General features: G+C 62.3%; 14 protein-coding genes and 1 pseudogene. 8 read left to right on the top strand and 7 right to left on the bottom strand.

Going from position 1 to position 17,328, the window contains the following annotated elements; translation table 11 throughout:
- Positions 1 to 371: 371 nt before the first annotated feature.
- Positions 372 to 908, top strand: a complete 537-nt coding sequence (locus JET14_RS22960; RefSeq protein WP_348648067.1) for a GFA family protein — start codon at positions 372 to 374, stop codon at positions 906 to 908.
- A gap of 301 nt (positions 909 to 1,209) precedes the next feature.
- On the opposite strand, the gene JET14_RS11550 is transcribed toward JET14_RS22960, so the two are convergent.
- Together JET14_RS11550 and JET14_RS11545 are read right to left on the bottom strand one after the other, a co-directional pair.
- Positions 1,210 to 1,449: a hypothetical protein gene (locus JET14_RS11550; RefSeq protein ID WP_200333676.1), complete on the bottom strand. Its 240-nt coding sequence runs from the start codon at positions 1,447 to 1,449 to the stop codon at positions 1,210 to 1,212.
- Between the two features lie 241 nt (positions 1,450 to 1,690).
- Positions 1,691 to 2,656, bottom strand: coding sequence for an NADP-dependent oxidoreductase (locus JET14_RS11545; protein ID WP_200333675.1), 966 nt, complete (start codon positions 2,654 to 2,656; stop codon positions 1,691 to 1,693).
- Between the two features lie 118 nt (positions 2,657 to 2,774).
- Between JET14_RS11545 and JET14_RS11540 the strand changes: the two genes are divergently transcribed.
- The 3 genes and pseudogenes from JET14_RS11540 to JET14_RS11530 all read left to right on the top strand — a co-directional run bounded on the left by JET14_RS11540 (position 2,775) and on the right by JET14_RS11530 (position 4,038).
- Positions 2,775 to 3,332, top strand: coding sequence for a TetR/AcrR family transcriptional regulator (locus JET14_RS11540; RefSeq protein ID WP_200333673.1), 558 nt, complete (start codon positions 2,775 to 2,777; stop codon positions 3,330 to 3,332).
- Positions 3,333 to 3,712: 380 nt separating this feature from the next.
- Positions 3,713 to 3,844 (top strand): annotated as a pseudogene (locus JET14_RS11535) (DUF3363 domain-containing protein); the annotation flags it as partial.
- Entirely contained in the window at positions 3,841 to 4,038 is a 198-nt protein-coding gene (locus tag JET14_RS11530; RefSeq protein ID WP_200333671.1) for a hypothetical protein, read from the top strand. The pseudogene JET14_RS11535 and the gene JET14_RS11530, both read left to right, overlap by 4 nt.
- Positions 4,039 to 4,441: 403 nt before the next feature.
- Here JET14_RS11530 and JET14_RS11525 read toward each other — a convergent pair whose 3' ends face one another.
- Entirely contained in the window at positions 4,442 to 5,512 is a 1,071-nt protein-coding gene (locus JET14_RS11525) for a site-specific integrase (RefSeq protein WP_200333668.1), read from the bottom strand.
- Between the two features lie 180 nt (positions 5,513 to 5,692).
- Here JET14_RS11525 and dusA point away from each other — a divergent pair, with 180 nt between their 5' ends.
- On the top strand, positions 5,693 to 6,643 hold the full coding sequence (gene dusA, locus JET14_RS11520) for a tRNA dihydrouridine(20/20a) synthase DusA (protein ID WP_246750296.1): 951 nt from the start codon (positions 5,693 to 5,695) through the stop codon (positions 6,641 to 6,643).
- 294 nt (positions 6,644 to 6,937) lie between these two features.
- Here the strand turns inward: dusA and alaS are convergent, their stop codons facing one another.
- The 3 genes from alaS to JET14_RS11505 form a co-directional block, all read right to left on the bottom strand.
- Complete coding sequence (alaS, locus tag JET14_RS11515; RefSeq protein ID WP_200333664.1) at positions 6,938 to 9,592, bottom strand: alanine--tRNA ligase; 2,655 nt, start codon at positions 9,590 to 9,592, stop codon at positions 6,938 to 6,940.
- Between the two features lie 163 nt (positions 9,593 to 9,755).
- Positions 9,756 to 10,838, bottom strand: coding sequence for a recombinase RecA (gene recA, locus JET14_RS11510; protein WP_200333662.1), 1,083 nt, complete (start codon positions 10,836 to 10,838; stop codon positions 9,756 to 9,758).
- Positions 10,839 to 10,996: 158 nt separating this feature from the next.
- Entirely contained in the window at positions 10,997 to 12,652 is a 1,656-nt protein-coding gene (locus JET14_RS11505; protein WP_200333660.1) for a SulP family inorganic anion transporter, read from the bottom strand.
- 166 nt (positions 12,653 to 12,818) lie between these two features.
- Between JET14_RS11505 and JET14_RS11500 the strand changes: the two genes are divergently transcribed.
- Positions 12,819 to 13,673: an AraC family transcriptional regulator gene (locus tag JET14_RS11500; RefSeq protein ID WP_200333658.1), complete on the top strand. Its 855-nt coding sequence runs from the start codon at positions 12,819 to 12,821 to the stop codon at positions 13,671 to 13,673.
- 6 nt (positions 13,674 to 13,679) lie between these two features.
- On the opposite strand, the gene JET14_RS11495 is transcribed toward JET14_RS11500, so the two are convergent.
- Positions 13,680 to 14,537 (bottom strand): MurR/RpiR family transcriptional regulator, encoded by an 858-nt coding sequence (locus JET14_RS11495; protein ID WP_200333655.1) that lies wholly within the window; start codon positions 14,535 to 14,537, stop codon positions 13,680 to 13,682.
- A 271-nt stretch (positions 14,538 to 14,808) separates the two neighbouring features.
- Here JET14_RS11495 and murQ point away from each other — a divergent pair, with 271 nt between their 5' ends.
- Both murQ and JET14_RS11485 read left to right on the top strand, forming a co-directional pair.
- A complete protein-coding gene (gene murQ / locus JET14_RS11490; protein ID WP_200333653.1) occupies positions 14,809 to 15,741 on the top strand; it encodes an N-acetylmuramic acid 6-phosphate etherase in 933 nt (310 codons plus the stop codon).
- 63 nt (positions 15,742 to 15,804) lie between these two features.
- A complete protein-coding gene (locus JET14_RS11485) occupies positions 15,805 to 17,328 on the top strand; it encodes an ABC transporter substrate-binding protein (protein WP_200333651.1) in 1,524 nt (507 codons plus the stop codon).

The following is a 17,328-nucleotide window of genomic DNA, read 5'->3' as shown; positions in this document are numbered from 1 at the left end:
CAAAATTCTTCCGGCGACTACAGGGAAGCAAGATTCCGAGGCAAGGGCTGAAGCCGCGAAGCCCTTTGTTGGAGCTATCGGAGCGTCTTGATCAAAACAGAATTTTTGCCCGACAAACGTAACGCGTCAAGGCTGAGCGGCTCAACGCTTTTTGGAATCGAACCTTGCAACACCTGAAGCAGCCCATCAGAATGACCATATACCTGGAGCTCAGCGGACGCGCGAAAGGCTTCTTTTCGCCTCCAAGCTGGTCGTTCGCGATTGTGGCCCCAGGTGCCGCAAGTAGCCATTCGCTGCGCTCTGCTAAAAGGTCCAGATAGGGCGGGGAAGCGGAAGTTCGCTGCGGAAGGAATGAACGACCGCAATGGGCCGTGCATGACGCGGGCACAAGCCCGGTCACCGCAATCATTGCCGCGGCCGCCGCAGGTAGGCTTCGAGCTCGCTGTGTCCCTTACGGAACGCCACCCTATTTCCCAATTTCGATTTTCAATGATAATTGGAGTGTTCTCTGGGAGATCGGTGAGGAGCGAGAAGCAAGCTGTTCGTGTCGTAGCCTGAAAGTGCTTTGCACTGGTGAGCCGGAACTTGTCTCGCTTTGCCACTGCATTGCCTGCCAAAAGCGTACTGGCGCCCCTTATGGAATTGCAGCCTTTTTTCCAAAAGGAAGCATCAAGGTCAGTGGGAGTTACAAGAGTTATCGGCGTTCTTCAGACGCTGGTTTTGAATTGGTTTTCCACTTTTGTGAGAACTGTGGCTCAACTGTTTTCTGGGAGCCGTCACGAAAACCGGACATGGTCGCAATTGGCGTTGGTTCGTTCGGTGAACCAGGTTTTCCGAAACCCAGCAAAGAAGTCCACCCTGAGTCCCGTCACGAGTGGGTCGAGCCACTTGATCTGACACCGCGCTAATGGCCGATTTTTCCGCTCGATGGCCTCTGGAGGTCACCCGTCTTCGCAGATGCAATAAACGGCGGCTACGGCGGCCTACGCCGTAGCGTCATATTATCAGGTAAATGTCAGCAAGCGTAGCAGCACGCAATGTAGGATGATGTCCGCTTTGCCGTCTGGCCATCCGGAAACCTGCCTGACGGTTTACGGCCCCGCTCCGGTCATTGCGTTGGCGGTCTCAATGGCTTTCTACTAACCACGCCTCATACAGGAACTTGCAGCGAATGTCGGTATCGGTGGTTGCGGGCCCCCGCAACCAGCGTTACTTGCGATGACCCCGCCCGACCGGCGGGGTTTTCGTTTGGGCCGAAAGCGTAAAGATTCCACTGAGATCGCCGCGAACATCGATCCCCACCTTGCCATCCACGGGCGTCTTGATGATATCGGCGGCCTCCGTGCTCTTCCCTTTGTCTTCATCTTGCAGCGCATCGTAAAGGCTCTGGGCGCGCGAGCGGTAGAGCTGTGCCATCGAGGGGGGCAGCAGAGGCGGCGGGCGGGTCATCTGCCGTCGCCAGGAACGCGGTGAGTGCTGCCTTCCGGGCTTCCAGGCACTTCATGTCGTCAACGATGGCTTCGATCTGTCTGCCGGACTTGATGGCCGCCAGTGGCCCGATTGCGCTCTACACTCCCGATCATTACATGCTGCCTCTTTTACATGGACGATCGAAACCCCGCCGAGATCCGAAACTGGAGACGCCTTCCTCGAAAACGGCCGGTTTCAGGTCTCTCAACTCAACGGCGTCCTAGCTGGCATCGCCCTGACCCGGGAGGATCAAAAGCTTGCCGTGCGCGTGTCCGGAGTGGCATAGCTCAAGTGCTTCACGCCATTGATCCAGGCTAAACGTCCGCGCGACGGGAATGACGAAGCGCCCCTCCGCGGCAAGCTGCGCATAGGAACTCAGGACGTCGTAGCGAGGGACCAGATCTTCCTCGCGGCCGGTGGTCTTGATCCCGAGACCTTCGTCGTCGAAGTCGGTGATGCTTATGACATGCTTGGGCTCGCCATCGACGATCTTGATAAAGTCATGGAGCTGGCCGGGGGCGAGCGCCGTTTGCAGCACCCGGTCCACCTTGCCGCCCGCGATCTCGCGCATCCGCTCGACCAGTCCCTCGCCATAGGGCGTGACCTCGGTGCCGAACCCGCGCAGTTCATTTTCGAAGGTCTTGCCGGCGGCCGCAATGACGCGCGCGCCGCGCGCGAGCGCGATCTGAACCGCCGCGAAGCCGACCATCGTTCCGCCGCCGTTGATCAGCACTGTCTGGCCCGTGGAAACACCGAGAAGGTCGAGGCTTCGTGTCGCTGTCTCCACGGCCATCGGCAAGGTAGCCGCGGCGAGCATATCCAGACCCGCCGGAACGGGTTCCCAGATCGACAGGACAGCGGATTCCGCCACGCCGGCGTTCGGAAAGCCGAGATAGTCGGGAACGCCGAACACGTTGTCACCGACCTTGACGTTCGTTACGCCTTCGCCGATGGCCTCCACCGTTCCCGACACGTCGAGCCCGATCCCGCCCGGCAGCGGACCCGGCATCCATCCGAGGCAGAGCACCCAATCCATCGGATTGAGGGCGCAGGCATGGACCTTGATGCGAATCTGGTTCGCCCCCGGCGCCGGGACCGGAGCGTCGACAAGATGCAGCACCTCCGACCATTCGCCGTGACTGTCAAAATGCAGCGCGCGCATATTCGTTTCTTGGGTATCTGGCATCGTCTTCTCCAGGTTGGGCCGATCAAACGTGCGGCCGAAACGGGTTGTGCAGCCCGGTTATCGTGGTATAGTCAGTCACTGACAATAATCGTATCGTCAGTGACTGACAAGAGGTGAGATGCCACGCGATCGCGAAAAGGTGCGCCGCCGACTGCAAATGGCGGCGTTGGAATTGTACGGCTCGGTCGGATACGAACAGACGACAGCCGCCCAGATCGCAGAGCGGGCGGGCGTCACCGAACGTACGTTCTTCCGCCACTTCCCCGACAAGCGCGAAGTGCTGTTCGATGGTCAGGACGCATTGAGCGCGGTCCTGATCACGGCCGTAAAGGAAAGCCCTGCAACGCTCAGAACATGGGCAACGCTTCGGCAGGCATTTGAGGCGACGGACAGCATCATGACCGATAGCGCTGATCTTGCGGCGGCACGGCGAGCAGTGATCGCCGCCAGTCCCGCACTGCGAGAGCGCGAACTCACCAAAGCCATGGTTTTGAGCCTTGCACTGGCCGGCGCCTTGACCGAACGGGGGCTTTCAAACGCCTCGGCCCTTCTCGCAGCGCAGGTCGGCATGGCCGCGTTCGGCAAAGCTTTCGAGGCTTGGCTCGAAGACGGCGGCGGTGATTTCCGACAACAGGTCCAGCTTGCTTTCGATGAGGTTCGCGTTTTGACAGCGTAGCGCAGCTGTTCGGCCGGGGTCGAGCTAGGCCCATCCGAACCGCATCACGCTTTTGAGCGACCTGGCGACGCGATTGGCAGACTGAGCCGCGCCCCCGCCGTATCAGCCTGTTCACCTATTCCGTCGGGCCGGTCATGCCTTAATTTGATCTTTCCAGACTTGCCGCCGTGTCCCGTATTGTCGTTGCCTCGGCTCCCACCCAAAGTCCCGGAACGCTTTCGCGCTTGAGACAGGACGAGACTTGCCGAGTTCGAACAGGCGGGATCGGGTGACCGGGTCGAATAAGGCAGACAGCCGCACGAGCCAGTCGGGCACTCGCCACGCCAAAGGGAGACCAACTTATTGTAGGGGCGTTGCACCTACCAGCGGCGGCTCACTGTCTCGTGTCCGGCCGCTTCGCCATGATCGACGATGTGCTGGGTTTCCAGCTCGTGCCGTGGTCGCCGGGACTGGAGGAGAAGCTCGGCCAGCCCGTTTCGGGCGCAGGCTGGCGCTGCTGGCCGGCTCTTTGATCTTCACCCTCGCAGGTTTCGGATGCGCCCTCGCGCAGATTCTCGTTGCGCGCCTGTTTCAAGGCATCGGTGCGGGGACCGAAGGCATTCCGCCTTTCGTCATCGTCCACGACCTTTTCGAGGGCCATGTCGCGCGGATAGCCTTGCCGCTATATCGCACGCAGCGCTACGCCGCCGATCGAAATAGCAGTTGAAGATCTGCACATTCCTGCGCGACGAGGCTCATTTGCTTGGCGATCTCGCCAACGTTACCTGCCTCCACGGGTCGAGCGTTCGGCAGCAAGTTGCGATGGGTGCGCCCTCCCGCAACCGCTCTGCAGCGTGATATATTACCATGTGCTTCAAAATGAAGATTCAGGTCAATGCCGAATTTGGGCGGCCGCCTTGCAACTATTGCAGCCGTTCAGATGCTTGCCCGAGCGATCTGTCATTCGTTGCGGCGCTGTGAAAGGCACAGGGTGTAGATGAAACCGGCGGATGCTGCGCGATGCGCGAAAGGGCCGTCCCAAACAGGCATAGGCTTAGGGCGCAGACGCGTAACGCTTCAACCGATCGGGCTTATCTCAAAGAGATAAACCAGTGAGCCACCGGGGGCGTTCAGTCGTTTCCGCTCGCGAGTTGCAAGCCCGGCCAATTGGCATATTTGTCGCCGGTCTCACGGATATGGGTATAACGTTTAAGGCTCACCCAGGACCTGTGTCCGCTGACCGCTGCGACATGCGGGATGTTCCAGCCCATCTCGAACAGGCGCGAGATGCCGTCATGGCGCAGATCGTGGAAGTGCAGGTCTTCAATTCCAAGCAGCTTGCAAGCCCGCGTGAAGTTCGCTGTGATTGCATCCGGGGAGTAGGGGAATATCTCCGATTTACGCTGGGGCATGCTGTCGATGATACGGATGGCTTCGTCGGGCAGGTCGACCCATGTATCATTGCCAAACTTCTCACCCGGGTGCTTCATGTCACGGACCAGGATGCGTTTGTGTTGTTTCTGGAAATCTGCCCAGGTGAGGCGGGTGATCTCTGCCTGTCGGCGGGTCGAGAAAAGAGCGAAAACGATCACCTTGTGCATTGGCATGGCCTGAGGTGTTCTTCGGCGCCGATCGATGAAATGCGTCAATAATCGGTCGAGTTCGGCGAGGGTGGGTCTGCGTTGCCGCTGAGCTGAGCGGGATATGATCCCCATGCGGCGCGCCACCGTGATGGCGTCTCTCATTTCCCTGTCGTCAAGTCGGAAATCCCACATCGGCCGCGCGATGGCGAATATGGAGGCGAGGTGGCTTGCGTAATTACCGACGGTTTGTGGTTGCCCGGGAAGAGACTGGAGGAATTCGATGATATTCTTCGACCTGATGGCGGAGCAGGACATGTCGGCGATCGGATAGGTCGAGATGGTCTTCAGGACTTGTGCCTTCGTGCGTCCGATTTCTTTGACCGCTTCTTCGGTATAGCGCTCGATGGCCTTGGACAGCGGCGGATCATATGCGTTTAACTCCTCCAGCGCGCCAGGTCTGGCCAGCTCTTTCTCGCGTTTCTTTATCCAGGCGGTTGCGGCAGGGCGTCTGTCAAAAGTCTTCGTTTCATGATAGACGGAGCCCTCGCGCATCACGCGTACACGTGCCCTGTAGCTTTGACTTCCATCCCTGCGTTTGCGTGTGGTAATTGAGCCCATATTGGTCTCCATATTTGGTCCACGTGATTGTATTTGGTCCACGGGACCAAATCCAGTGTCAAAATTAGCGGATTTGGAGCATAATGAGCTGGAATAAGACGGATTATCAGGTTCTTCTAAGTGGCTGAAAAAACTGAAAAACAGGAGTTTCCAACGGCTTCCCGCTTTGCCGTTGCACCTATGATCGATTGGACGGATCGGCATTGTCGGTATTTTCATCGGCAGATGATGGCCGGGGGGCAGGTCTATAGCGAGATGATTGTCGCGGATGCGATCCTGCGCGGCGACCGGGAGCGGCTGTTGGGGTTTGATGCCATCGAGCATCCCGTGGTGCTGCAACTCGGCGGCTCCGATCCGCTAAAGCTTGCCGAGGCAGCGAAGATCGGCGCCGGGTACGGCTATGACGAGATCGGGCTGAATGTCGGTTGCCCCTCCGACCGCGTGCAATCCGGTACGTTCGGCGCCTGCCTGATGCAGACGCCCGGGATCGTCGAGAAGGCCGTGGCGGCAATGAAGGCGGCGGTCGATGTGCCGGTTTCGGTCAAGTGCCGTATCGGCGTTGACGAGCAGGAGCCGGAAACGGTGCTGCCCGATTTTGTCGCCCGCATGGCCGGGGCAGGGGCGGACGCGGTGTGGATCCACGCCCGAAAGGCCTGGCTGAAAGGGCTGAGCCCCAAGGAGAACCGGACGATCCCGCCGCTCGATTATCCGCTGGTCTATCGCATGAAGGCGGAAAATCCGGACCTTTTCATCGGCATCAATGGCGGCATCGCCACGCTTGAGGAAGCGGAAGCGCATCTCGGCCATGTCGACGGCGTGATGCTGGGGCGTGCCGCCTACCAGACGCCGCGTCTTCTGGCCGAGGTCGACCGCCGCCTCTTCGGCATGCCTGGGAAGCCGTTCGATCCGGACGCGCTCTGCCGCGCGATGATGGCTTATGCGACGCGGCAGATTGGGGAGGGCGTTCGCCTGTCGCAGATCACCCGCCACATGATCGGATTGTTCAGTGGCTATTCCGGCGCGCGGCGCTACCGCCAGATCCTTTCGAGCGACGCTGTGAGGCCCGGCGCGGGCCCCGAAGTGATCGCGGAGGCTTTTGCGGCAGTGGCTTTCGATGCCGAGACGGCGTGACGCTTCGGCATCGTTCGGCCATCAGACAGACGAATAGCTCAGAATCGCGGTGCCGGGAAACGCGGTCCCGGGGGCGCTTCCGCTTCTCTGCGAAGCGCGAGAGCGCCAAATCTGTTGTCTTGCGCAATTCAGCACGGAGAACCGGTATCCATTTTTCCTGGAAACGCTTCGAGACTGCCGACCAAGCTTGTGACGCGCCGGCCGGGTCAAGTCCGAAGATGACCGGGAAAGGGGCTTGTCAGCAAACCGAGAACCGCGTTTCCGGGAAACGCGGTTCTTCTTGCGCAATAGGCCTCAGCCCTGGAGCGTGTTGCGGATGGCGGCAATTGCGGCTTCCGCCTTGTCGCCGTCCGGGCCGCCCGCCTGGGCCATGTCCGGCCTGCCGCCGCCGCCCTTGCCGCCAAGCGCTTCCGAGGCCGCGCGCACGAGGTCGACCGCGGAGACGCTGTCGGTGAGGTCCGCCGTGACGGAAACCACGACGCTGGCCTTGTTGTCTTCCGCCACGCTGATGAAGACGACCACGGTGCGGCTCCTGTCCTTCTTGGCGCTGTCGGCAAGGCCCTTCAGCTCCTTGGCGGCAACGCCCGAAAGCACCTTGGCGGCAAGCGAAATGTCGCCGATCCTTTCCGCTTCGTCGGACGGGCCGGAGCCGCCGAGCGCGATCTGCTTGCGCGCTTCGGCAAGCTCGCGTTCCAGCCGGCGCCGCTCCTCGGCCAGGGCCGAGACGCGGTTTGCCACCTCGTCCGGCTGCACCTTGAGGGCGGCGGCGAGCGCCTTCACCTTATCATCCTGCCGGGTGAGGTAGCGGCGCGCATCCACGCCGGTCAGCGCCTCGATGCGGCGCACGCCGGCGCCCACCGCACTCTCGCCGACGATGCGGATCAGTCCGATCTCGCCGGTGGCGCGCACATGGGTTCCGCCGCACAGTTCGAGTGAGTAGGTCTTGCCGGCCTTCTCGCCGGCGGTGGCCGTGCCCATGGAAACGACGCGCACCTCGTCGCCGTACTTCTCGCCGAACAGCGCCATGGCACCTTCGGCGATGGCGTCGTCAACGCCCATCAGCCGGGTGGAAACCGGCGCATTCTGCAGCACGATCTCATTGGCCATGTCCTCGACCACGGCGAGCTCCTCGCTCGTCATCGGCTTGGGGTGCGAAATGTCGAAGCGCAGCCGTTCGGGCGCGACCAGCGAGCCCTTCTGGGCCACATGCGAGCCGAGCTTCTGACGCAAGGCCTCATGGATCAGATGGGTCGCGGAGTGGTTGGCGCGCAGCCGCGCGCGCCGTGCATGATCGACTTCAAGACTGACCGGTTCGCCCAGCGCCACGGCGCCCTCCAGGACTTCGCAAAAATGAATGAAGAGGCCGTTGCCCTTCTTCTGCGTATCGGTCACCCGGAGCCTGGCCGCGTCGGTCGCGATCGTGCCGGTGTCGCCCATCTGGCCGCCCGACTCGCCGTAAAACGGCGTCTGGTTGACGACGACGGCAACCGTATCGCCGGCCTCGGCCTTCTCCACGGCGGCGCCGTCCCTGACGAGAGCCAGCACCACGCCCTCGGCCTTCTCGGTTTCGTAGCCCAGAAACTCGGTCGCCTCGTGCTTCTCGCCCAGCTCGAACCAGATGGTCTCCGTCGCCGTGTCGCCGGAGCCGGCCCAGTGGGCGCGGGCCTCGGCGCGCTGGCGGTGCATGGCGTCCTGGAAGCCGGTCAGATCGACATGGATGTCGCGCGCCCTGAGCGCGTCCTGGGTCAGGTCAAGCGGGAAGCCATAGGTGTCGTAGAGCTTGAAGGCGGTCTCGCCGTCGAGGCTGTCGCCCTTGGAGAGGTCACGGGTCGCCTCTTCCAGAAGCGTCAGGCCGCGGTCCAGCGTCTTGCGGAAGCGGGTTTCCTCCAGCTTCAGCGTCTCGGAGATCAGCGCCTCGGCGCGCTGGAGTTCCGGATAGGCGCGGCCCATCTCGCTGACAAGCGTCGGCAGCAGGCGGTAGATGATCGGCTCGCGGGCGCCGAGAAGCTCGGCGTGGCGCATGGCGCGGCGCATGATGCGGCGCAGCACGTAGCCGCGGCCCTCGTTGGAGGGCAGGACGCCGTCGGCGATCAGGAAGGCGGAGGCGCGCAGATGGTCGGCGATCACGCGGTGGCTGGCCTGCCGCTCGCCCTCGGCCTTCACCCCGGTCAGTTCGACCGAAGCGCCGATCAGTCTCTGAAACAGGTCGATATCGTAATTGTCATGCTTGCCCTGCAGCACGGCGGCGACGCGCTCGAGGCCCATGCCGGTGTCGATCGAGGGGCGCGGCAGGTTCTCGCGGCGTTCCGGCGTGATCTGCTCGTACTGCATGAAGACGAGATTCCAGATCTCGATGAAGCGGTCGCCGTCCTCTTCCGCGGAGCCGGGCGGCCCGCCCCAGATATGCTCGCCGTGGTCGTAGAAGATTTCCGAGCAGGGGCCGCAGGGCCCGGTATCGCCCATCGACCAGAAATTGTCGGAGGTCGGAATGCGGATGATCCGGTCCTCGGGGAGACCGGCAATCTTGCGCCAGAGCTCGAACGCCTCGTCATCCTCGTGGTAGACGGTTGCCAGCAGCTTGTCCTTCGGCAGGCCGAATTCCTTTGTGATCAACTCCCAGGCAAGCGAGATCGCCTGTTCCTTGAAATAGTCGCCGAAGGAGAAGTTGCCCATCATCTCGAAGAAAGTGTGGTGGCGCGCGGTGTAGCCGACATTGTCGAGATCGTTGTGCTTGCCGCCGGCGCGCACACATTTCTGCGCCGTCGTCGCGGTCGAATAGGGACGGTGCTCAAGCCCGGTGAAGACGTTCTTGAACGGCACCATGCCGGCATTGGTGAACATCAGGGTCGGGTCGTTATGCGGCACAAGCGGGCTGGAAGCGACGACCTCGTGTCCGTTCCGCTTGAAGAAGTCGAGAAATGTCGACCGGATTTCATTCACGCCACTCATGAGTGCCACGCCCCTTCATATATCGGTGTTGTCTGCCGAGACTTTCCCGGGCTTTTAGCGGCAGGTGTCGCCACTGTCCAGACAGGACAAAACAGCGGCTCCGCAAAGCCGCTGTCAGTACATCTCACAGGCACCCGGATCGCGCGCCGGACGGAAGCCTCAATCAATCGTCGTCCGTTCCGGTCGCCTGGTTTTCCTCGTCGGTATCCAAAAGGCCCTCGGACAGAAGCCCGGCATTCTGCCGGAGCGCCATTTCGATCTCCTCGGCGATCGCGGCGTTCTCCCTGAGAAAGGTCTTGGCGTTCTCGCGGCCCTGGCCAAGACGCTGGCTGTTATAGGAGAACCACGAACCGGATTTTTCGACGATGCCGGCCTTCACGCCGAGATCGACCAGTTCGCCCATCTTGGAGACGCCTTCGCCATACATGATGTCGAACTCGACCTGCTTGAAGGGCGGGGCCATCTTGTTCTTGACCACCTTGACGCGGGTCTGGTTGCCGACCACCTCGTCGCGATCCTTGACAGAGCCGATGCGGCGGATGTCGAGACGGACGGAGGCATAGAACTTCAGCGCGTTTCCGCCCGTCGTCGTCTCCGGCGAACCGAACATGACGCCGATCTTCATGCGAATCTGGTTGATGAAGATGACCATGCAATTCGAGCGCGAGATCGAAGCCGTCAGCTTGCGCAGCGCCTGGCTCATCAGCCGGGCCTGGGAGCCGGGGAGGCTGTCGCCCATCTCGCCCTCGATTTCGGCGCGTGGCGTGAGTGCGGCGACCGAATCGACGACGATCACGTCCAGCGCGCCGGAGCGCACCAGCGTGTCGGCGATCTCGAGCGCCTGCTCGCCGGTGTCGGGCTGGGAGATCAAAAGGTCATGCAGGTCGACGCCAAGTTTGCGGGCATAAATCGGGTCGAGGGCGTGCTCGGCGTCGATGAAGCCGCAGGTGCCGCCGCCCTTCTGCGCCTCGGCGATGGTCTGCAGCGCCAGCGTTGTCTTGCCGGAGCTTTCCGGTCCGTAGATTTCGACGATGCGGCCGCGCGGCAGGCCGCCGATGCCAAGGGCGATGTCGAGGCCCAGCGAGCCGGTCGAGACGGTTTCGATCTCGACGACGCTGTCATTGGCGCCGAGCTTCATGATCGAGCCCTTGCCGAACGAGCGTTCGATCTGGGAAAGTGCTGCTTCCAGCGCTTTGCTCTTGTTCACGGATTTTTCCTCAACGAGTTTGAGTGAATTCTGTGCCATCGACTTTATCCCTTGTTTCGCCCGCCGCCTAGGTGAGGCCCTGATTTACCTATTCGTACCCTATTTGTTCTCTTTTTTCAATCCCCCTAGAATCATTGAAATATAAAGGTTTTTCGTCCCGTGTTCGGTTTATGTTTCGGGCGCAAGAGAGGTGTGGATCAATGGTTTTCGTCCGCCCTGTCCGCGCCTGCCGCAATCAGGGCGGCGGCGGCATCGAGGTCGGCGCTGTAGGTGACGTGGTCTTCGTCGATGTGATGGGCGACAAGGATGGCTTTCACCGGCGGCGCGACGCCCGTGAGGAAGACACGGACATTGCGCGCGCGCGCCCGACGGACCGTGCTTTCGAGCACGTTCGCGGCCGAGGAATCCATGTAGGAGACGTCCGAAAGGTCGAGCACGAAATTCTTCGCCCGGTCGGCAATCCGGTCCAGAACCGAGCCGACGGTGGAGGCTGCCCCGAAAAAGAAGGCGCCGGAAATGCGGTAGACGATCGTGTCGGGGTCGGTGTTGACGATCGGGTGCTCGCTTTTGGCATTGTAGTCGTCATAGGGACTGACGGCGACATTGCGGCCCATGCGGTCGATGAAGAGCACGGCGCCCAGCGCAAAACCGGCGACAATGCCCTCGGTCAGGTCGCGGAAGACGACGAGCAGCAACGTCACGGTGAGGATCACCGCATCGCCGCGCGAACTCCTGAAGAGGGCCCGGATTGCCGGTTTTTCGACCATGCTCCAGGCGACGACCGCCAGGACGCCCGAAAGGGCTGCAAGCGGAATGAAGCGGGCAAGGGGCGCCGCGACCAGCATGAAGACCAGCAGGAAGAGGGCGTGCAGCATGCCCGAAAACGGGCTGGTGGCGCCGGCGCGCACATTGGTCGCCGTGCGGGCGATCGTGCCGGTGACCGAGATGCCGCCGAACAGGCCGGAGGCGATGTTGGCGATGCCCTGGCCGATCAGCTCCATGTTCGAGCGGTGGCGTCGCCCGGTCATGCCGTCGGCGACGACAGCGGACAGCAGCGATTCGATGGACCCCAAAAGCGCGAAGGCGAAGGCGTCCGGCAGGACCGAGATGACCTTTTCGAGCGAGAGCGTCGGGACCGCAGGCGCCTGCAGGCCGCGCGGCAGCCCGCCGAACTGGCTGCCGATGGTTTCCACCGGAAGGTTCAGAAGGGTTGCGGCCAGCGTCGCGACGGCAACGGCGATCAGCATGCCGGGCCAGCCGGGCCTGACCTTTCGGAGCGCGATGATCAGGGCGATGGTGCCGATGGCGATCGCAAGGGCTGCGACATTGGTCGTGCCGACGAACCGCGCCAGATAGGCAATCTTGTCGGCGAAGGGGCCCGGCTCCTTTTCTGGCAGGTCAAGGCCGAGAATGGCCGAAAGCTGGCTGGCGAAGATGATGATGGCGATGCCCGCGGTAAAGCCGACCGTCACGGGGTAGGGGATGAAGCGGATATAGGCGCCGAGCCTCAGATAGCCGGCCGCGATCATGATCAGGCCGGAGAGGATCACCGCCAGCATCAGCCCGTCGACGCCGTGGCGTTCCACGGACGCCGCCACCAGTACGATGAAAGCGCCGGCAGGTCCGCCGATCTGGTGCCGGCTGCCGCCGAAGAGCGAGACGAAGAAGCCGCCGATGATCGCCGCGTAAAGTCCGCGATCGGGGGAGACGCCGCAGGCAATCGCGATGGCCATGGAGAGCGGCAGGGCGACGATGGCAACGGTGAGGCCGGCAATGGTGTCGGCCTTCAGCCGGGAAAGGCCATAGCCCTCCTTCAGGACGCTGACGGTTTTGGGAACGAGACGGGTGGGCATGGCCTGGCAACCTTGCGCGGGGAGGGGATGATCGATGTATGTTTAGCAAACCTGTTGCCGCTGGCAAGGCCAGCGTAACGATTTCCGGTACGCCGAACAATTCCGCAAGATTTGTCAAACCGGCGTGTGCTTCAACCATGCCGCCAAGTGGAAACGGAAAGAAGAGATGAACAACGCGCCGGATTTTCAAACCTATCAGCAAAGGCTCATGCGGGTCATCGCCTATATTCACGAACACCTCGACGAGGAGCTCGATTTCGCCAGGCTCGCCGAAATCGCCTGTCTGTCGCCGTGGCACTGGCACCGCATCTATCGCGGCATCCAGGGCGAGACGATCGCCGCGACCGTGAGGCGTTTGCGCCTGCACCGGGCAGCCGGCGAACTCGTCAATTCGGATGCGCCGGTCGAGGCGATCGCGAAACGGGCCGGATCATCCGGCGTACCGGCGTTCACCCGTCTTTTCAAGACCACCTACGGCAACACCCCGGCCGCCTACAGGAAGGCCGGCCGGCACACGATGTTTGATCAACCGGTCCCTGAAAGGAACCATGACATGTATGACGTCACCTTGCGCGATATGGAAGAGCGGCGGCTTGCGGGCCTGCCGCACCGCGGCTCCTATATGGAAATCGACAGGGCCTTCGGTCCGGCGGCGGGCATGATGGCCGCTGCCGGGGCCCTCGGTCCGCAAACGGAGATGATCGGAATCTACTATGACGACCCCGGCCTGACGGAGGAGAAGGACCTCAATGCCTTCGCGGGCCTCACGCTCGCCGACGGCGCCGATGTGCCGCAAGGGCTGGAGGCCCGCGTGGTTTCGAGCGGTCGCTATGCGGTGCTCACCCACAAGGGCCCCTATGCCGAGCTGCACAAGGCCTATCACTGGTTCTATGGCAGCTGGCTTCCCGCCGCCGGTCACGAGCCCGCCGACGCTCCGCCCTGCGAAATCTATCGCAACGATCCGCGCGATACGCCGCCCGCAGAACTGATCACGGAGATCTGCGTGCCGATGAAGGGCTGAGCGCGCCTATTTGTCTGCGCCGAGCTTGAGCGCGGTCACCGCCTCGCCGCTGCCGGCGATATAATCGCCGGCATCCTTTTGCCGCTGCAGCAGCAGAATGAACAGGAAATCCGTCAGCATCAGCTGCGCGTCGCGGGCGGTGATGGCGGACGAGCGCACCCGTTCCTCGTCGGCAATCGTGTAGAGCGTGACGCCAGCGCCGCGCGCGACCGGGTTCTGCTGCGGCCCGGTGATCGAGACGACGGTCGCGCCGCGTCTTGCGGCAAGCTCGGCGATCCGCACGGTCTCGATGCTTGTACCCGAATGGGAAAGGGCAAAGAGAACGTCGCCGGTCTTCGAGGCGGAGACATTGGCCATCTGCACATGGCTGTCGGCATCGTGAAGCGCATAACGGCCAAGCTTTTGCAGTTTGAGGCAGAAATCGCGCGCCACCAGCGAGGAGGCGCCGACGCCGGCCACGTGAATGCGGCCCGCCGTGTCGACCAGGTCCATGACGCGGGCGATGTCGCGCTCGTCATTGGCGGCGATGGTCTGCTGCATGGCGTGCATCTTGCTCGAAAGCAGCTTCTGCGCCACCGCCGCCGGGCTGTCGCCGAGTTCTATCGTGCTGTGCAGCGCGCCGGGCGGCCGCCAGGCGTGCGCTCTCGCCTTGCTGACGGCGAGTTTCATCTCCTGATAGCCGGAAAAGCCGAATTTCTGGGCGAATTTCACCACGCTCGACTGGCTGCGGCCGGTCCGTTCGGCAAGGCGCGCGGAGGAAAGCCGGAGAACCTCGTCGGGATTGTCGAGGATGAAACGGCCGATCTGCCGGTCCGCCGGAGCCAGATTGTCAAGCTGGGCTTCTATCACATTGAGAACGGACACGGTTTTCCTCGGTCGGCCGGTGTAAATGCCGGAATAATAAATTCCTTTTCGCGGAATACAACGGAATGATTGCGAAAGCGTAACGGTTTCACGGCCTCACGCAGGCGGGCGCGAGCCCGGACTCTTCAGCACAAACGAGCCAGAGCCGATTGGAATAAAATATTCTGTAATGAATTTGACAAATGGAATTTGTGATTATAGCCTTTCCCGAGCGCTGCGATGAAAGACAATAAAAATAACGCATCGCGCGGCAGACAAGGGGAATGCATTCATGAATTTGCTGGCCGGCGAGCTGGAAAAGCTGGTGTCCGAGGGGCGCAATCCGCGCACGCTTGATCTCGACCTGCTGTCGACGCGTGAAATCATCGGAAAGATCAATGCCGAGGATGGCGAGGCCGCGATTGCCGTCGGCCGCGAGGCCGACGCCATTGCGAGCGCTGTCGATCGCATCGTCGAGGCCTTCGATGCCGGCGGCCGGCTTGTCTATATCGGCGCGGGCACGAGCGGCCGGCTCGGCGTTCTCGATGCCTCCGAATGCCCGCCCACCTTCTCCGTTCCCCCCGGCATGGTCGTCGGCCTGATCGCCGGCGGCGAGAGGGCGCTGACCACCGCCGTCGAAGGGGCAGAGGATGATCCGGCGCTGGGCGCTGCCGACCTGAAGGCCATCGGCCTGACGGCGCGGGATGTCGTCGTCGGCATCGCGGTCAGCGGGCGCACGCCCTACGTCATCGGGGCCCTGACCTATGCGAAGGAAACCGGAGCGGCGACTGTCGCGCTTTCCTGCAATCCGTCTTCCGCCATCGCCGAAATCGCCGACATCTCGATTGCGCCGGTCGTCGGCCCGGAAGTGCTGGCCGGTTCCACAAGGCTGAAATCCGGCACGGCGCAGAAACTCGTCCTCAACATGCTGAGCACCGCCAGCATGGTCCGCATCGGCAAGGTCTACGAGAACCTGATGGTCGATGTGACGGTCTCCAACGCCAAGCTTTACGCGCGCGCCGTTCGCATCGTCATGGAGGCGGCGGACGTTCCGGCCGAAACCGCTGAAAAATTGCTCGAAAAGACGAAAAACGACGTCAAGCTCGCCATCCTCCTGGCGCTGACGGATATGGAACTGCAGGAGGGCCGCGATCTCCTGGACGAGACCGGCGGCTTCCTGCGCAAGGCGATCAACCAGAAGACGGCGACAAGCCGCGATAGCTGAAGTCTCTCCGGTGCCGGCAGGAGGCCGCATCGGCAACGCTCAATAATCTCGAGGGAAATGATCATGGGAAGACCCCGTTTCAAGAATCTGGTTTCCGCCGTCGCCGTTGCCGCAGCGCTCGGCGTCGCGGGCGCGGCGGTTCCGGCCGCCGCGGCAACGCTGAACATGGCCTGGTCGCAGGATGCGACCGGTCTCGACCCGCACAAGCAGACGGCTTTTTCGTCGCTGCGCCTGCTGGAACTCGTCTACGAGCCGTTGGTGCGCACCGATAGCGAACTCAACATCGCGCCGGCGATCGCCACGTCCTGGGAATTCTCGGAAGACGGCCGAACGCTGACCTTCAAGCTTGACCCGGATGCGAAATTCTCCAATGGCGACAAGGTGATGCCGGCGGATGTGAAAGCATCTTTCGAACGGATCCTGAATGAGGAAACCGGTGCCTCGGCCCGCGCCAACTTCCTCTCCATCGAAAGCATCGACACGCCGGATGACGGGACCGTGGTCTTCAATCTGTCGCAGCCGGATGTGCCGCTTCTGACGGCGATGTCCTCGATCAATGCCGCGATCGTGCCGGCAAGCGCCATCGAAGCGGGCACGATCGGCACGGAAACGCTCGGCTCCGGCCCCTTCGTTCTGACAAGCTGGGAGCCGAACTCCCGAGAGGTGCTCGCCGCCAACGCGAACTGGGCGGGCGGCGAGGTTGGCGTCGACGGCATCAACATCTCGGTCCTGCCCGATGAGACCGCGATCCTCGCGGCGCTGCGCACCAATCAGGTGGATTTCGCGCTGATCAATGATCCGCTGGTCGCCACGCTCGTGCCGAACAATCCGGGACTGACGCTGACGCGCGAACCGGTGCTGAACTATCATGTGCTGCAGCTGAACGCCGATCGCGGGGCGATGACCGAAAAAAAGGTCCGCCAGGCAATCTCCTGCGCCATCGACCGTCAGGACGTGCTGGACGCCGCGCTCCTGGGCGAGGGCAAGGTAACCGGGCCGCTGACCATGCCTGCCTATGCGACCGATCCGTCCGAGCTCTTCTGCTATACGCCCGATCTCGAAAAGGCAAAGGCGCTGATGGCCGAGGCCGGCTATGAGGACGGCTTTTCCGCCAAGGTGATGGCGGCGACCGGCGAGCCGCCGACGGCAGCCGCCGAAGCGCAGGTGATCCAGTCGCAGCTTGGCGAGATCGGCATCGACCTCGAAATCGAGATGATGGAACTCAACGTCTATATCGACCGCTGGCTGAAGGGCGATTTCGACATGGCCGTGGCGCTGAACGGCGGGCGCACCGACCCCTATACCATGTATAACCGCTACTGGACAAAGGACGGCAACCTCGCCCATGTCGCCCATTACGGCGACGACACGCTCGACAGCCTGATGCAGGACGGCCGCGTCGAGACCGACCCGGCGAAGCGCAAGGAGATCTTTGCCGAGTTCTCCAGGCACATCACCGAGGTCTCGCCCTGGATCTGGCTTTACACCGGCTACAGCTACACCGCGGCAAACGACAAGGTAAGCGGTTTCGAGGCCAACCCGACGGGCTCGCTCTTCGGCCTTTCCGCCGTTACTGTCAGCGAATAA

This window comes from Martelella lutilitoris (genome assembly GCF_016598595.1).
Lineage (GTDB): Bacteria > Pseudomonadota > Alphaproteobacteria > Rhizobiales > Rhizobiaceae > Martelella > Martelella lutilitoris_A.
This window is presented reverse-complemented; position numbering and strand designations above follow the sequence as displayed.

Excerpts from the sequence above, each read along its gene's own strand:
- JET14_RS11550 (WP_200333676.1), bottom strand. The coding sequence starts at position 1,449 with ATGACCCGCCCGCCGCCTCTGCTGCCCCCCTCGATGGCACAGCTCTAC.
- JET14_RS11545 (WP_200333675.1), bottom strand. The coding sequence starts at position 2,656 with ATGCCAGATACCCAAGAAACGAATATGCGCGCGCTGCATTTTGACAGT.
- JET14_RS11540 (WP_200333673.1), top strand. The coding sequence starts at position 2,775 with ATGCCACGCGATCGCGAAAAGGTGCGCCGCCGACTGCAAATGGCGGCG.
- JET14_RS11525 (WP_200333668.1), bottom strand. The coding sequence starts at position 5,512 with ATGGGCTCAATTACCACACGCAAACGCAGGGATGGAAGTCAAAGCTAC.
- dusA (WP_246750296.1), top strand. The coding sequence starts at position 5,693 with ATGATCGATTGGACGGATCGGCATTGTCGGTATTTTCATCGGCAGATG.
- alaS (WP_200333664.1), bottom strand. The coding sequence starts at position 9,592 with ATGAGTGGCGTGAATGAAATCCGGTCGACATTTCTCGACTTCTTCAAG.
- recA (WP_200333662.1), bottom strand. The coding sequence starts at position 10,838 with ATGGCACAGAATTCACTCAAACTCGTTGAGGAAAAATCCGTGAACAAG.
- JET14_RS11505 (WP_200333660.1), bottom strand. The coding sequence starts at position 12,652 with ATGCCCACCCGTCTCGTTCCCAAAACCGTCAGCGTCCTGAAGGAGGGC.
- JET14_RS11500 (WP_200333658.1), top strand. The coding sequence starts at position 12,819 with ATGAACAACGCGCCGGATTTTCAAACCTATCAGCAAAGGCTCATGCGG.
- murQ (WP_200333653.1), top strand. The coding sequence starts at position 14,809 with ATGAATTTGCTGGCCGGCGAGCTGGAAAAGCTGGTGTCCGAGGGGCGC.
- JET14_RS11485 (WP_200333651.1), top strand. The coding sequence starts at position 15,805 with ATGGGAAGACCCCGTTTCAAGAATCTGGTTTCCGCCGTCGCCGTTGCC.